Source organism: Sedimentibacter sp. (assembly GCF_032080165.1).
GTDB lineage: Bacteria > Bacillota > Clostridia > Tissierellales > Sedimentibacteraceae > Sedimentibacter.
In genome coordinates, this window is sequence record NZ_DAMASY010000011.1 from 34,909 (window position 1) to 50,510 (window position 15,602).

At 33.0% G+C, this 15,602-nt stretch carries 18 protein-coding genes and 1 other annotated feature; of the genes, 13 read left to right on the forward strand and 5 right to left on the reverse strand.

Features of this window, described 5'->3' with window-relative positions; all coding sequences use genetic code 11:
* Window positions 1-106: 106 nt before the first annotated feature.
* The gene (locus RT412_RS13810) at window positions 107-751 is read right to left on the reverse strand and encodes a hemolysin III family protein (RefSeq protein ID WP_313345081.1); all 645 of its coding nucleotides are present in this window, start codon (window positions 749-751) and stop codon (window positions 107-109) included.
* A gap of 223 nt (window positions 752-974) precedes the next feature.
* Between RT412_RS13810 and RT412_RS13815 the strand changes: the two genes are divergently transcribed.
* A complete protein-coding gene (locus tag RT412_RS13815) occupies window positions 975-1,934 on the forward strand; it encodes a D-glycerate dehydrogenase (protein ID WP_313345078.1) in 960 nt (319 codons plus the stop codon).
* Between the two features lie 125 nt (window positions 1,935-2,059).
* Window positions 2,060-2,245, forward strand: coding sequence for a DUF1540 domain-containing protein (locus RT412_RS13820; RefSeq protein ID WP_313345075.1), 186 nt, complete (start codon window positions 2,060-2,062; stop codon window positions 2,243-2,245).
* A gap of 140 nt (window positions 2,246-2,385) precedes the next feature.
* Here the strand turns inward: RT412_RS13820 and RT412_RS13825 are convergent, their stop codons facing one another.
* The gene (locus RT412_RS13825; protein WP_313345072.1) at window positions 2,386-2,709 is read right to left on the reverse strand and encodes a hypothetical protein; all 324 of its coding nucleotides are present in this window, start codon (window positions 2,707-2,709) and stop codon (window positions 2,386-2,388) included.
* Window positions 2,710-2,973: 264 nt separating this feature from the next.
* Between RT412_RS13825 and RT412_RS13830 the strand changes: the two genes are divergently transcribed.
* Window positions 2,974-3,891 (forward strand): metallophosphoesterase, encoded by a 918-nt coding sequence (locus RT412_RS13830; RefSeq protein WP_313345069.1) that lies wholly within the window; start codon window positions 2,974-2,976, stop codon window positions 3,889-3,891.
* A gap of 44 nt (window positions 3,892-3,935) precedes the next feature.
* Window positions 3,936-4,169 (forward strand): small acid-soluble spore protein Tlp, encoded by a 234-nt coding sequence (gene tlp / locus RT412_RS13835; protein WP_313345066.1) that lies wholly within the window; start codon window positions 3,936-3,938, stop codon window positions 4,167-4,169.
* Window positions 4,170-4,320: 151 nt separating this feature from the next.
* Here the strand turns inward: tlp and RT412_RS13840 are convergent, their stop codons facing one another.
* From RT412_RS13840 to RT412_RS13850, 3 genes are all read right to left on the reverse strand, one after another.
* A complete protein-coding gene (locus RT412_RS13840) occupies window positions 4,321-5,229 on the reverse strand; it encodes a DMT family transporter (RefSeq protein ID WP_313345063.1) in 909 nt (302 codons plus the stop codon).
* Window positions 5,230-5,352: 123 nt separating this feature from the next.
* Entirely contained in the window at window positions 5,353-5,496 is a 144-nt protein-coding gene (locus RT412_RS13845; protein ID WP_313345060.1) for a YvrJ family protein, read from the reverse strand.
* A gap of 4 nt (window positions 5,497-5,500) precedes the next feature.
* Window positions 5,501-6,073 (reverse strand): sigma-70 family RNA polymerase sigma factor, encoded by a 573-nt coding sequence (locus tag RT412_RS13850; protein WP_313345057.1) that lies wholly within the window; start codon window positions 6,071-6,073, stop codon window positions 5,501-5,503.
* A 161-nt stretch (window positions 6,074-6,234) separates the two neighbouring features.
* Here RT412_RS13850 and RT412_RS13855 point away from each other — a divergent pair, with 161 nt between their 5' ends.
* From RT412_RS13855 to RT412_RS13895, 9 genes are all read left to right on the forward strand, one after another.
* On the forward strand, window positions 6,235-6,705 hold the full coding sequence (locus RT412_RS13855) for a hypothetical protein (protein WP_313345054.1): 471 nt from the start codon (window positions 6,235-6,237) through the stop codon (window positions 6,703-6,705).
* A gap of 130 nt (window positions 6,706-6,835) precedes the next feature.
* Window positions 6,836-7,108 (forward strand): sporulation protein YabP, encoded by a 273-nt coding sequence (gene yabP / locus RT412_RS13860; RefSeq protein WP_313345051.1) that lies wholly within the window; start codon window positions 6,836-6,838, stop codon window positions 7,106-7,108.
* A 6-nt stretch (window positions 7,109-7,114) separates the two neighbouring features.
* Entirely contained in the window at window positions 7,115-7,684 is a 570-nt protein-coding gene (gene yabQ / locus RT412_RS13865) for a spore cortex biosynthesis protein YabQ (RefSeq protein ID WP_313345048.1), read from the forward strand.
* 53 nt (window positions 7,685-7,737) lie between these two features.
* A complete protein-coding gene (locus tag RT412_RS13870; protein ID WP_313345045.1) occupies window positions 7,738-8,193 on the forward strand; it encodes a septum formation initiator family protein in 456 nt (151 codons plus the stop codon).
* 74 nt (window positions 8,194-8,267) lie between these two features.
* Window positions 8,268-9,842 (forward strand): SpoIIE family protein phosphatase, encoded by a 1,575-nt coding sequence (locus RT412_RS13875; RefSeq protein ID WP_313345042.1) that lies wholly within the window; start codon window positions 8,268-8,270, stop codon window positions 9,840-9,842.
* Between the two features lie 283 nt (window positions 9,843-10,125).
* A complete protein-coding gene (gene tilS, locus RT412_RS13880) occupies window positions 10,126-11,511 on the forward strand; it encodes a tRNA lysidine(34) synthetase TilS (RefSeq protein WP_313345039.1) in 1,386 nt (461 codons plus the stop codon).
* Window positions 11,504-12,043: a hypoxanthine phosphoribosyltransferase gene (hpt, locus tag RT412_RS13885; RefSeq protein WP_313345036.1), complete on the forward strand. Its 540-nt coding sequence runs from the start codon at window positions 11,504-11,506 to the stop codon at window positions 12,041-12,043. Before tilS ends, hpt begins: the two co-directional genes overlap by 8 nt.
* A 105-nt stretch (window positions 12,044-12,148) precedes the next feature.
* Entirely contained in the window at window positions 12,149-13,963 is a 1,815-nt protein-coding gene (gene ftsH / locus RT412_RS13890) for an ATP-dependent zinc metalloprotease FtsH (protein WP_313345136.1), read from the forward strand.
* Window positions 13,964-14,103: 140 nt separating this feature from the next.
* Window positions 14,104-14,341, forward strand: a binding site (T-box leader).
* 120 nt (window positions 14,342-14,461) lie between these two features.
* On the forward strand, window positions 14,462-15,598 hold the full coding sequence (locus tag RT412_RS13895; RefSeq protein ID WP_313345033.1) for a hypothetical protein: 1,137 nt from the start codon (window positions 14,462-14,464) through the stop codon (window positions 15,596-15,598).
* The last annotated feature ends 4 nt before the right edge of the window (window positions 15,599-15,602 follow it).

Below are 15,602 nucleotides of genomic sequence, written 5' to 3' on the forward strand. Positions count from 1 at the left end.
CATCGTTGCCGTTCAGCCGGTCAATCCTCACGTATTTTTGAATACGCGACCGTTGCCCGCCTTCCGGCGCCTTACATGATGAACTTTTCAACAGCCTCCCATCTTGTCAACTTACGTAAAAATACATCATTATATAGTGGCAGAAGGAACCTGCCAGAACAAATATATGAAACAGCTCGTGAAAGCCAAAATATTTCTTGCTTATATTTGGCTTTTTAATTCCGTAGATAACGCCGCCCACCGTGTAAAACAATCCGCCAACCATGAGCCAGACAATACCTCCTAACGGCATACTTTTAACAAGCGGAGAGAATACCATTACTGCCAACCATCCCATTCCGATATACAGTACGGAACTGAACCAGTTCGGAGTATTAATTTTAAACAATTTAATAAATGTTCCGATAATGGTTATTGACCATACCACTGCTAATAATCTATAACCTATGTAATTGTTTAAAACAAGCAAGCAAACAGGTGTATAGCTGCCTGCCACAAAGACAAATATCATAATGTGGTCAAGCTTTCTCATAATGAGCTTTGCTTTCTGTTTTGATTTATCAATGAAATGATAAGCAGTACTTGTAGAATATAACAAAAACATGCTTATTCCAAAAATCAAAAATGCAACAGCAGTAATTAAATTTGATATTTTGTTGGTGAACAAGAAAACTAAAATACCTGCCACCGCAAATACTGCACCGCCTAAATGAGTCAACGCACTTGTAATTTCTTTTTTATCTGTATTCAATAATAAAACCTCCAAGGTTAAGAAGTGATATATTAATAATATTATGAATTTTAAAAAATGTCAAAGTTATAAATGATATTTTTAATTTATTAATTATTTTTATGCAAAAATTGTACAATTAAGTAGATTCTTTACTGCGTACAGAACGACTAAATATTGAGTTAATGAAACAGAAATGATATAATCAATAGAACAGAAAAAAGAAGAATGATAGGAGACTTTTATGAAACCAAAGGTTTTAATAGCTAAAGAAATACCTGATTACGTTAATGAATACATAGGAAATTATTGCGATTATGAAATCCTTGCAGATGCGGGATATAACGATATTATAAATATAATTCATGATAAGGATGGATTGATGTTGTCAGGAATAAAAATTGATAAAAATTTGCTTGAGCACGCTCCAAAATTAAAAGTAGTAAGCAATATATCAGTTGGTTATAATAATTTTAATATCGAAGATATGAAGGAGAAAAATATTATCGGAACTCATACTCCGGGAGTTCTGAATGATACAGTAGCAGATTTGATTTTTGGATTGATTCTTTCTACAGCAAGAAAACTTCCCGAAATGGATAGATACGTAAAAGATGGCAAGTGGAATAAGCAAGACGAAAGTATAATATTTTCTAAAGATGTGCATCATGCTACATTAGGAATAATCGGCATGGGCAGAATTGGTGAAACTGTTGCAAAAAGAGCAAAGTATGGTTTTGATATGGATGTGCTTTATTATAACAGAAACAGAAAATACGATGCAGAAAAATGCTTAGGCGTAAAATATGCAGATTTAGATGTTTTATTAAAGCAAAGCGATTTTGTACTTATTATGACTGCATTAACAGACGAAACCTATCATATGATTGATGAAGAACAATTTAATTTAATGAAAAGTGATGCAATACTTATAAATGCATCAAGGGGTGCAACTGTCAATGAAAAAGCACTTATAAAAGCACTTAGTGAAAAGAAAATTTTAGGAGCAGGTCTTGATGTTTTTGAAAAAGAACCGATAGAAAAGGACAATCCGCTTCTTAAAATGTCAAATGTTGTATTGTTGCCGCATATTGGATCTGCAACAATAAAAACACGAAATGATATGGCACGCTTAGCTGCTGAAAATTTAGTAGCGGCGCTTAATGGAGAAGTTCCGCCTAATATGGTTCCTGAATTGAAATAAACAAGTTAAAAGCCAATATTTGAGCATTTATCCATTATTTCTATTTATATATAGTTTTAAAAGTGAAATAATACTAAATGAAAGTTTATAAACTTTTAAATTTATAAAAAACAAGGAGAAATAATATGGAAGGCAAAATACAAAGAATGGATCAACATAATCCTGGTATTAAATGTCTTGTAAACTCATGTCATTATTGGGCACAGGGAGATCATTGCAATGCGCAAAAAATTGAAGTTACAAGCCGTGATGCTCAAAGCAAGCATGAAACTGACTGTGCGACATATACACCGCATAATAATATGAGATAGGTTGCTGAAAACGCCCGCCTGCTTCGTTGCCGTCTTCAGGCGACTTGCAGGACGAACTTTTTCAACAACCTGCTATTGTGATGATTTTGTCATCAATATGAACGGCGGAGATATCAAACGGGATATCTCCGTTGTTTTAACTATCTTTTTCTGCAATGATGATGTTTGTCTTTTTCAAGAGCGTCTTCTAATAATTCTAACAAGCATTCATAAACACATTCGCATCTGCGTCCGCCGCCTGGGCTTACTCTATCACGTCTGCAATCTTTTTTATCATCAAGAGCATCTTCTAATAATTCTAATAAGCATTCAAAAACACATTCACAGTCACATCTTATACGTCTTGCTTCACCTGCAACATTATTATTTCTGTCTTTTCTGCCGAAATCTCCGGCTGCATTTACGTTAGCAAAATTTATTTTTCTATCGCTTGCACCTGCAACATTATCTTCATTATTATACATAATAACACCTTTTCTTATTTTAATTTTGAGCCAAGCCCATTATTATCATATTCCGTCAAATAAAGATTGTTACTGTATGTCTCATTATTGTATAAACGCAGGGACTTTGCAAAAAGTCGGGAATTTTGAAGTACATAATTTTTCCTGAAGCATATTATGAATAATATGCTTCAGGCTGCTGAAAAAGCCCCCTGCTTCGTTGCCGTCCTCCGGCGCCTTGCAGGATGAACTTTTTCAACAGCCTTGGGATAAGGGATGTGTATTATGAATTATTTAAACCGTATATCTAAAGTTTACAACTCTGCAGAACGAATACTTTTCGATGACGATTCCAAATTCATTTTTATGAGTGACTGTCATAGGGGAGACGGAAGTTGGTCAGATTCTTTTTCTAAAAATCGTAATATATTTTTTGCTGCATTGTCTCATTACTATAAGGAAGGTTATACTTATATTGAGATAGGTGACGGAGATGAATTGTGGGAAAACAGAAATTTTCAAAATATCGTTGACCAGCACAGAGATGCCTTTTGGATAATGAAAGAATTTTACGATAAAAACCGTTTTTATATGATTTACGGCAACCATGACATGGTAAAGAAAAAAGAAAAATTTGCAGAGGAAAATTTATACCAATATTTAAGACAAAGAGACGGTAAAATTATTACTTTATTTAAAGATATAAAAGTTCATGAAGGATTGGTTTTAAAGCACAGAGAAGACGGAACAGAAATACTGCTGTTGCATGGACATCAGGTGGATTTTTTAAACTGTGATATATGGAAAATAGCAAGATTTTTAGTGAGGTACTTTTGGAAGCCGTTAGAAAACTTCGGTGTAAATGATGTAACAAGGACTGCGAAAAATTATGAGAAGAAAAATGAAATGGCAAAGAAATTAACGGAATGGGCAATAAAAGAAAATAAAATAATAATAGCCGGACATAATCACAAACCTATGTTGGATTCAGACAATATGGTTTCGTATTTTAATGACGGAAGTTGTGTTCATCCACGCTGCATAACAGGTTTAGAAATAGCAGAAGGCAATATTCAGCTTGTTAAATGGAGCGTCAAGGCAAGAGATACGGGAGAGTTGTTTATAGGTAAGGACATATTGGCAGGACCTGTAAAAATTAAAAATTACATTAATAATAACTTTATACTTACACATAATAATTAATAGATTATATATAATCTTTAATAAAAAACAGTGAGGTGAAAAAAATGAATAAACCAAGACAGGATGATAGAAGAGATAATGTTGATAGAATTCAAAGAAATATTGATAATACTATAGCAAACTACAGAGAAACGGAAGACATGATAAGAAACAGCGTTAGTAATAAGCAAAAAAATGATCTTCAGGAAAAAAACGAAAGAAGAGAACAATCAATTAAAAATATGAGAAGAGAAATAAGAGATGAAGCTCTTGATAAAAGAAACGGCAATATAAAGTAGATTAATCCAAATAATCAGGGAGATCCTCCAGACTAAAGTCTAAGATGACAGTTTATGTCATTCCGAGTGAAGCGAGGAATCTCCCTAATTTCACTTACAGTATAAGCGACTGACACCAAATCTGAGATTTGGATCATCTGCTTAATGTAATTTATTCCGCTAATGATTTATCTATTTTAAAATTTTCCGATTGAGCTATTAACATACCCAAAAGCATCAATGCGCAGCCTAAATAACCTCTTGCCGGTAAAATTTCATTAAGCAGAAGTAAGCCGCCAACGGCTGCGAATACTGATTCCATACTTAGTGCAATTGCTGCATGTGACGGTTTTGCGTGTTTTTGTCCCACTGCCTGAAGCGTATATGCCACGCCTGCCGACATAATACCGCCGTACAATATTGGAACCATAGCTCTTGATAAACTTCCCAAGTTGATATCTTCAAATATGAATGCAACAATTAAGCTTAATACTGAACAGGCTGCAAATTGAACTGATGAAAGCTTAATTGCATCCACGTTTTTAACAAATTTATCAATCAGTTGAATGTGCCCAGCCCAGAAGAAAGCACCGATAATCTCCAGCAAATCTCCGAATTCAATGGTAAAGCTTTCGTTGATGCTTAAAAAATAAAGACCTATTACTGCCGTAAGTGCACCCAGCCATGTGGTAACATGGGTTTTTTGTTTTAAAAATATTCCTAAAATAGGTACCAACACAATATATAAGCTTGTTATAAAACCTGCTTTTCCCGCAGTAGTATAAATCAGACCTACTTGCTGAAGTGATGCTGCAATAAACAATACGCTTCCTGCGATGATTCCGGATTTAACAGTGGTTTTAAAATCTGCTTCTTCAGTTTTTTCGATGCTTTCCGTAGACTTTTTACCGAAAAAATAAATAACCGGCAGTAATGACATGCTTCCTAATGCAAATCTTACACCGTTAAACGTAAATGCTCCCACATGCTGCATACCTACTCTTTGGGCTACGAATGCAAAACCCCATATGGCTGCAGTTAAAAGTAATATAAGTACTGATTTCACTTCTTTGTTTTTCATAAAAATTCTCCCTCTGCCATAAATGTCAACATGAAGATTGACGTATAATATACAATTATATTATCACGTATTTTGAAATTATGGAAGAGGGAAAAAAGATGCTATAACTCTATTTCTTCTTTTCTATCTCATGCTTTTTATAGCAGTAGTGAGTTCGCAAATTGATTCTGTTAATTGATTTAATTTTGCTTCAATTCTTACCAGCAAATATACTGCAACGGCAATTGGAAATCCAAAATTACCAATCAAATTTAAGATATCTTCCATATCGTCACCTCCTGAGAACACAATTCCTTAATTTTTTTATAATCCTTGATTTTTTGCTGCATGCAGCACTGTAGGAAATATTTAAATCTTTAGCTATTTCGCCTATTGGAATTTCATCAAAATAGAAGCAATATATTAATTGCTGTTCCTCTGCCGACAGCATATCAATGCAGGTTTTAAGCAAAGAAATTTTTTCATTTTCAAGGATTTTTTTCTCTGTGTTCTCTTTAAAATCAACTATTCCCAAATCATCAATATCTGGATAACAGTTTAAGTTTTTTGCATCTTTTAAGCTTTTCTTGTAACAATTAATGTAAAAATATTTTATCTTACTGTGTATAAATGCAAGAAAATGCACTCCTTTGTTCATATCGAAGTCTTTTAGAGATTGAAGCACTACAATGTATCCTTCCTGCAACAAATCTTCTGCTATCGGGTCACTTAAGCTCCAATACATAAAAATGTTCTTACATATAAGAGGTTTCAATTCATTTAATAAAATTTCCTGATATTTCTTGTCCCCTTTTAGGGACATCTGAATAATATAATTAATATCAGTATCTGCCTTTTTATCCATGCTTCACCTGCTTTCTCGTACAATGCAGCTTTAGGATAACAAATTGCATTAATAATGTAAAAATGCCGGTAGCATGCAAGTTAGAGTGGAAACTGATTAAATTCAAGAAAAAAATAATGTTAAAATTTCAATGTGAATTTTAATAAAAGGATTTGTGTAAAATGAAAAAAATGATGAAATTCAACGAAATCGAAGCCATGTTGCCTATATATGTGAAAGATACTGGAAACTGCACGGAAATTTTAACAAAAGACGACTCTTTTATAAAAAGTGCAACAATAGAAACATGTGTAAAGAATTTGGCTGATTATTATAATATAAGCTTGTATCACAACAGAATAAATTATGGTAATGAACTTGGTATTACAAATAAAGTCCCCATAGTAATAAACGAGAACATAGTCTATGTCTATGTTAATGTAAGAGAACCGATATTTAAGCATGATGCGGCATACGGGTATGTAAATATTAACTCTGTCAAAGAAGTATTTTTGAAGGATGGCCATGCAGCTATTATAATGAATTCAGGTTATATTATTCAGACAAGGCAAAGCATTAAATCTTTAAAAAGAAGCATTCTTAACGGCAGGTTAGCAAGGGATATATACAAGGAAAAGCATAAAAAAAGTTAAAAGTAACAAGGGAGATTCTGAGCATGAGACTGAGAATCTCCTTTATACATATCTCGTCATATTATGAATAATTGGACATATAATTAGTAATAAAATTGTTTTTATATTATCGGAATCAGGGGGAAAATATATGGATGAAAAAGTAGCTCAAAGCTTGTTGCTTGAGAATAAGGAAATATTAAATGTAACAGGTGTTGAAGGTGTTGATAATTTCAATGATGAAGTGGTTGTTTTATTAACTAATAAAGGAAAGCTTACAATTAAGGGTGAAAGATTAAACATAAGCAAATTAAACGTAGATGAAGGAAAGCTTATTGTAAAGGGTGAGATTAATTCATTAATTTTTTCTGAATATGTAGGTCAGAGAGAAAAAGTAAGCTTGGTAAAGAAGCTGTTTAAGTAGGTTATAATGGACTACTTACCATATTCTCAAGAATATATGCTTGCAGTATCAATAATGGCTGGCATGCTCCTTGGAAGCATGTGGGATATTTACAGGCTGTTGAGACGTTATATCAAATTAGGTCCCTTTGGTACTGCAATCGGAGACTTGATTTACTGGCTGACAAGTATTTACATAGGCATTACTCTTATCTTCGATTTAAGCTACGGAAATGTAAGATTTTTCATTCTAATGGGATTTATGATTGGAGCACTATTATATTTTTATGGAATCAGCCGATATATATTAAAGCTTTTAATTTTTATTGTTGATGAGATATTAAAGCTTATTAAGAAAACAATAGATTTGTTAATTAAACCAATTAAAGCTATTATCAGAAAATTAAAGATTATTTTGTATCCTTTTAAATTAAAATACGAAAAAATAAGGAATAATGCAAAAAAGAGATACAAATTTTATAAATTCAGATTAAAAAAGATTTCAAAAAACAAAAAAATGTTATATAATAAAAAGAAGCAATTAAAAAAAACAAACAAAAGAAAAAATCAACAAAAGAAAAAATCAATTAAATATTAAAATCAATAAAAGATAAACTTAGATGGGCAAAAGACGAAGAAAGGAGCAGGCAAATGCACGACGAACAAAAGATAATAGCATTAAAAAGAAGAATCAACAATGAAGATTTCAGACAACAGGAAAAAGCAATTAAAGAACAAAACAGACAGAAAAAATTTGAAGCTCCTATTAAGAAGAGAAGAAGATTTAATATAATTAATTTTTTGTTTTCCGTCTTTGTCATATATTTTGCTTATACTGCGATTAATCAATATCAGATGTTGAATGATTTAAACAACCAGATTGATGAAAAATTGTTTGAAAAAGCAAAAGTAGAAAAAAAGGTTCAAGAGCTTAAGACTGATGTTGAAAAAATGAACAATGAAGAAGAACTTTTAGAGCTTGTAGAGAAAATTGCAAGAAATCAATATAAAATGGTTAAACCAAATGAAACAATTTACATAGATAAAAACAAAAACGACAATAAGCTGATACAAGGCATTGGATTTCAAGGAGATTTAGAAAATTAGAATTCTTTTATCGCGTATTTAGACAGCCTTTTACATTATATCTCTGCTACCATAATCATAAAGGGGTGGAGTATATGATCGGTAAAACAAATGACAAAAATGTCAGTTTAAACTTATTTGAAAACATTGTTAAAAATGAATTAGAACACATCAAACATAATTTAATTATTTTTTTGGTGTGTTTTTTGATTGCAAGACAAAATATAATACATGAAATATTTCCCTTTGCAATTATTGCTTTCAGTGTATACAGCTTTAACAAGGGTGCGTCATTATCTCTTCTTATTATTACAATCTTAGCTGTTTTATCAGTTAATTTTAACTTTGTATACATTATAATACTGTTGGCTGTATATGCTTACTTTTATAAAAAAGGTGACAAATCAATCCTATCGACAGCAGGATATTCGGCCATGGTTTTATTGGTTTCCAAAACTACCATACTGTTAGCAGACGGATTCAGCAAAAATGGATTGATATTAAATATTTTTGAAACTTTTTTTATTTTTAGTGCAATAATTTTATCCAACGAAGCTATAAAATTTATTAAAGGTATAAGAAGCGGTACGAAAAAAATAAATATTAACAGGCTAAAAAGTGATATAAAAAAATCTCTCAAACTTGAATCCATTAAAAATAAAGATAATAATTTGAATCGTGAAAATGGTAAACATATCAGAAATGAGGCTGCCACAACAGCTGCGCCTGCAATTACAAATATAGATGAATACAAAAAATCCAAACATATAAATATTTTTTCTGAAAAAGCAAAGGTGAAAATTAAGGAACAGCTTCTATGGCAAAATATAAACATAAAATTTTTTGAGGTTGTATCTTACAATAAAAATTCCATTATATTAAGCTTAACGGTTAAAACGGAAAAAAGTTCCGAAGAAGCTGAAAGTGCCATAGAGTTAATTGTAAGAAATGTCAGCGGTGTAAAGCTTAAATGTACGGAGAGAATAATTGCATCTCCTAACTATTATGTATTTAAATTTAAGAATATAAAAAGAATTAAAATCAGGACATACAGTGCAACTGCAACTAAGGATGGAAGTATTGTATCGGGAGATAACTTCGCGCATGCAGCAAGAGCCGACAAGTATTATACAGTCTTGTGTGACGGTATCGGTTCAGGTGAAGAGGCCTGCAGTGAAAGTAACGGTGCCGTAGAATTGCTGTCGAAATTTTTATACACTGATTTTACCGAAGAGCAAATACTGAGAACATTAAATTCAATATTAATGCTTAAATTAGGAGACGAAAGATTTGTAACCTTTGATTTGAATATTATAGATTACGGCTCGAAAGAAATGCGGGTTTATAAGGCAGGAGCAGCTCCCACCTATATAATAAGCAATAAAAACGTAGATAAAATATCAGGCAAAAGCCTGCCGCTTGGTATACTTGACAATTTCGAATACAGCTCTTTTAAAAAGAATATCCATATTGGGGATATAATAATTATGGTTTCAGATGGGATTACTGATTCCATCAGTATGGATGAAAAGAAAAATCTGGATAAATATTTAGAGCTTCTTGTAAAAAGAGATCCTCAGACCATAGCTAATTCTATATTAAGCTATGCATTAAGAGGACAGGCTTCAGTTATAGATGACATGACGGTATTAGTAACGAAAGTCGGATAAAACGATAGGAGAACAATTCTGGTATTGTCATTCCGAGCGTCAGCGAGGAATCTCAGATTTTGAAGTGCTGAGATCCTTCGCTATTGCTCAGGAAGACGAAACAGAGTTTGTCAATAATCTGGGGGGATGCTTTGCATCCCTTTAACAATTGTTCACCTATCGTTGTGCTATCGTTCACCCATCGTCAGTAGGAACCTCTATTTTTAATAAAAAATAAAAAAGTGGTTTTAATAATATGAATTCGTGGTATAATTTTAAATATGTCAAGAACATGAGGAAAACTATGCACGATTTAGTTAAAAATAATATACTGAATAAAAACTTAATCAGCCACGGTGATAATGTGTTATTAGCATTGTCCGGAGGGTCTGATTCTGTTTTTTTGTTTTATAACTTAATAAAACTAAAGGAAAATTTAAGTTTTAACCTGTATGCTTCTCATATAAATCATATGTATAGAGGCGAGGATGCCTTTAATGATGAAGAATTTGTAAGACAGCTATGCAGCAGGCATGGCATAAAGCTTTTTGTTAAAAGAAAACATGCTTCTGAGTATGCCAAGGAGCTTAAGGTAACAGAAGAAGAAGCAGGTAGAATTTTAAGATATAATTTTTTTAAAGACAACTTAAATGAAATAGGCGGCGGAATAATTGCGGTTGCTCATAATTTAAATGATCAGGCAGAAACCGTGCTTCAAAGGATAATAAGAGGAACAGGCATTGACGGACTGAGTGCCATGTCTGTTAAAAAGGATAATATTATCAGACCTATGCTTAACGTTCCTAAATCTGAAATTCTAGAGTATCTTCATAGTAATAATTACGAATATTGTGTAGATATAACTAATTCCCAAAGTATATACGGCAGGAATAAAATTCGACTGGATTTGATACCTTATTTAGAGAATAATTTTAATCCGAATATTCAGAATACACTGTATAGAATGTCTGAAGCAATGGACAGGGACAAAAAAATCATAGAAAAATATATAAAAAAAATATTTTATGAAGTACTTATTTCAAATGACGATAATAAGGTTATACTAAGTATAGAAAAATTGAATAAAACAAAGCCGGAAGAAACCGGAAGAATTTTGAGATATGCCTTAGATATGTTGAAGGGCAATACTGTCAACATTGAAATGAAGCATATAGATTATGCAATTGACTTTATTAATAACGGAAAGACAGGCAAAAAAATAAACCTGACTGAAGCTGTAAACTTAGAAATAAGCTATAAAAATTTAATAATCAATAAAAATCTTGAAAATATTCCAAAATTTAAATATAATATTGTATTACATGAACCATTGGAAATTTCTGAGGTTGGAAAAGTTATACATTGTAAAGTGCTGGACGTTTCTGAATTCAATCCGGAGGACAAGGACACAATCAGTGTGGATTATGATTTAGTAGAAGGAAATCTGATTGCAAGAAACAGATTGCCGGGTGATAGTATGATTCCTTGCGGAATGACAGGTATCAAGAAAGTCAAAGATATTTTAATTGATATGAAAATACCTCAAGAAGAAAGAGATAAAAAACTGATTATAGCAGACGACAATAACATATTGTGGTTAGAGGATTTTAGAATTCACAATAGTTTCAAAATAACTTCATCAACAAAGAAAATATTAAATATTACAATAAGGGAGCAGCTAAATGGATAAGGATATAAGAGAAATACTTATAGAAGAAAAAGTTCTGCAAGAAAAGGTTAAGGAGCTTGGAGCAAAAATAACAGCAGATTATAATAATAAGGATTTATTGTTAGTATGTGTTTTGAAGGGTGCGGTTATATTTGTAAGCGATTTGATGAGACAAATCGATACAGCTTTAGACATAGATTTTATGGCAATTTCAAGCTACGGAACAAATACTCAGTCATCCGGTGTTGTAAGAATATTAAAAGATTTGAACACAGCAATAGAAGGTAAACATGTTCTAATAGTTGAAGACATAATTGATTCCGGCTTAACATTGTCGTACCTTGTGGAAAACTTAAAAAGCAGGGGTCCGGCATCGGTTGAAATATGTACGATACTTGATAAACCTGACAGAAGAAAAATTGATTTAGCCATAAAATACACCGGCTTTAAAATTCCTGATGAATTTGTGGTTGGCTATGGTCTCGATTATGCGGAAAAATACAGAAATCTACCATATATTGCAGTATTAAAGGAAGAAGTATATTCCAATTGATTTCGAGTTAATATATAAACCAATTGTAATGATTTGCATTTTATGATACAATTACATCATAATGTAAAGATGTAATTTAAGAGGAGGGCTTAATTGAAAGGATTCATGAGAAGCATCGCCATGTATATTCTTATATTTGTAGTAATAATAATGTTGGTTCAGAGTATGGTTGAACCTGCAAAGGATGCACAAAGTATAAGTTACAGCGAGCTTATAATACAGATACAAAATAACAATGTAAAATCACTGTCCTTTACAGAAAGTGAAGTGAAGGGTGTTTATAAGGATGATACATCATTCACCTCATATGTGCCTACAGTATTTCTATTTTCTTCAAGCTTTTATGACAGATATCTTGCAGATAAGGTTGAAACCGGTGAAATACAATTAGTCGGTGAACCGGTTCCTGCTACACCTTTGTGGGTTCAAGCACTTCCCACAATCGGAATGTTAGTTCTTTTGGGAGTTCTTTGGTATGTATTTATGAAGCAGTCTCAGGGCGGAGGAACAGGCAAGGCAATGTCCTTCGGTAAAAGCAAAGCAAGAATGGTGAAGGACGATGATCCAAGTAAAAAAATTACTTTTGCAGATGTTGCGGGGTTAGATGAAGAAAAAGAAGAATTGAGCGAAATAGTTGATTTTTTAAAGAATCCTGCTAAATTCGCTCGACTCGGAGCTCGTATACCAAAAGGAGTATTGTTGGTTGGACCTCCCGGAACAGGTAAGACATATCTTTCTAAATCCGTTTCAGGAGAAGCGGGAGTACCGTTTTTCAGTATAAGCGGTTCAGATTTCGTTGAAATGTTTGTTGGTGTGGGTGCTTCCCGTGTCAGAGATTTGTTTGACCAGGCGAAGAAAAATGCGCCATGTATAATTTTTATAGATGAAATAGATGCAGTAGGAAGAAGAAGAGGAGCCGGACTTGGCGGCGGAAATGATGAAAGAGAACAGACATTGAATCAATTGTTGGTTGAAATGGATGGATTCTCAGGCAATGAAGGAATAATTATCATTGCGGCAACAAACAGACCGGATATTTTGGACCCTGCATTAATGAGACCTGGCAGATTCGACAGGCAAGTACACGTTGGACTTCCGGATGTAAAAGCAAGAGAAGAAATATTAAAAATTCACGTTAGAAAAAAACCATTGGCGGATGATATTGATTTAGAAATAGTTGCAAAACGAACTCCCGGATTCACACCTGCCGATTTGGAAAATGCAATGAATGAAGCGGCATTATTGACTGCAAGACAAAATAAAACTTTGATATCAATGGATATAATAGAAGAAGCAATTACAAAGGTTATTGCAGGACCTGAAAAGAGAAGCAAGGTTATAAGTGAAAACGAGAAAAAGCTTACAGCTTATCATGAAGCAGGTCATGCGGTTGTAGCAAAGCTTTCATCAAGTAAAGACCCTGTCCATATGATTACCATCATACCGAGGGGCGGAGCAGGCGGATTTACTATGTATCTTCCGGAAGAGGACCGTTCATACAGGTCAAAATCAGACATGGAAGAAAGTATTGTCAGGTTATTAGGCGGCAGAGTTGCTGAAAAATTAGCCCTGAACGATATATCCACAGGTGCCTCAAATGATATAGAAAGAGCAACAAAAATTGCAAGAGCAATGGTTACAACTTACGGTATGAGTGATGATTTAGGTCCTATGACATACGGAACAAATGATGAAGAAGTATTCCTCGGCAGAGACTTCAACAAAATAAGAAATTATTCAGAAGAAGTAGCAGCTAAAATTGACAACGAAATGCGTAGAATAATTGATGCTGCATATCATAAAACAGAGACACTTCTTAGTGAAAACATGGAAAAGTTACACCGTGTTGCTCAGGCTTTGTTAGAGAAAGAAACAATATCCGGAAAAGAATTTGAGACGTTGTTTGACGGAGTACAGTAGATATTAATGAGATTCTTCACTGCGTTCAGAATGACAATTCTGTCATCCTCAGCGGCAGTAAAGAATCTTATTTTTTTCTAATTTTTTTCAAAATAACTCTTGACAAACTTGTTTGTATAATTTAGTATAGAGAACAATATAAAATTGCGTTGATGCAGAGAAAGATATTTTTAACAAACACAGAGAGTTGGGATAGGTGAAAGCCAACATTGAAGAAGATATGTAATATTCACTGCGGAGCATATCTGTTCAAAGGGATACCAAGTAGACAGATACGTGAACTCACGTTACAGAGTTAGAAGTTGTCAGACTTTGAAGTGATGATATTTACATATCATAATTAGGGTGGTACCGCGGAATAGATCTTTCGTCCCTATAAGCACAGTTGGATTCAAATGTGTTTATAGGAATGAAAGATTTTTTTTATGCTTTATTCATAACAGATATACAACTTTTGGCCAAAGTTAGATATATAATTTTATTAAAAAGGAGCATTATATGGAGAACAAATCAATCAATCAAAAATCTTCAATCCCGCCTTATATAGGAATTGCGGCAGTATGGTTCGGCACTCATGTAGGTCCGGGAATTGCATCGGGAAAGCAGGTAGTATCTTACTACGCTGAATATGGAAAACTTGGTATATTTACACCCTTAATAGCTATGGCACTTTTGGGATTGGCAATTTATTTTGCATTAGAATACTCAAGAGTTAATAACATAAATAATTTTAAAACCTTTACAAACAAGTTTTTTCATCCTTATGAGAAATTATTCAGCACATTCTTTGAAATATGTTTCCTTGTAACATGCTTATTGGCTCCCGGTCTTTGCATAGCAACCAGTGTTCAGCTTATGCAGCAGTTCTTTGGTCTTAATGTGTGGATCGGAACAGTACTGATGGCATTGCTTTCTGTAATATTAGTTATATATGGAGCTGCTTTGGTTAAAGCTGCTTCTACAGGACTTACTGTGGGAATATTAGTGATACTGGCAATTATAGTATCTCTCGGCATAAGCAAAGGCAGCGGAAATATAGTTTTAAACTGGAATAATTCGTCACTTTCTGATTTCGGCATTTTGGCAGCAATCTGGACTGCAATATCATATGCCGGCTTTCAGTCAACGGGAATAATCGGAAATTGTATTTCGGTTTCCGACGGCTTATCATCAAAGAGAGACAGTGCAAAAACAGCCATATTAGGAGTAGCTTTAAACGGTTTAATGCTTGCATTAATAGTTATTGTCAATTATGGATTTCAGCCGGAATCAATAAACAGTCTTCTTCCAAACTTTTATATAGTCCAGCAAATAGGAATTCCTGTTTTAGAAACCGCATATGTCTTGTTTGTTGTTATGGCATCATTGTCAACTATAATTACATTTGCATTTTCATTGATTGTAAGGTTTAAGAATAAGCCGGTATTTGTTAATAACATCAGGAGTGAAAGAAATATAAGCCTGATTATAGTTCTTGTAATGCTAACATTGGACGTAATTGTATCAACTTTCGGAATTGCCCAAATAATCAATATAGGTTACAAATACCTCGGATATTTTTCTATATTTGTAGTACTGTTCCCATTTATAATGGTGGGAATTAAAAAAAATAAAGAAATTAATAAAGCAACATAATTAC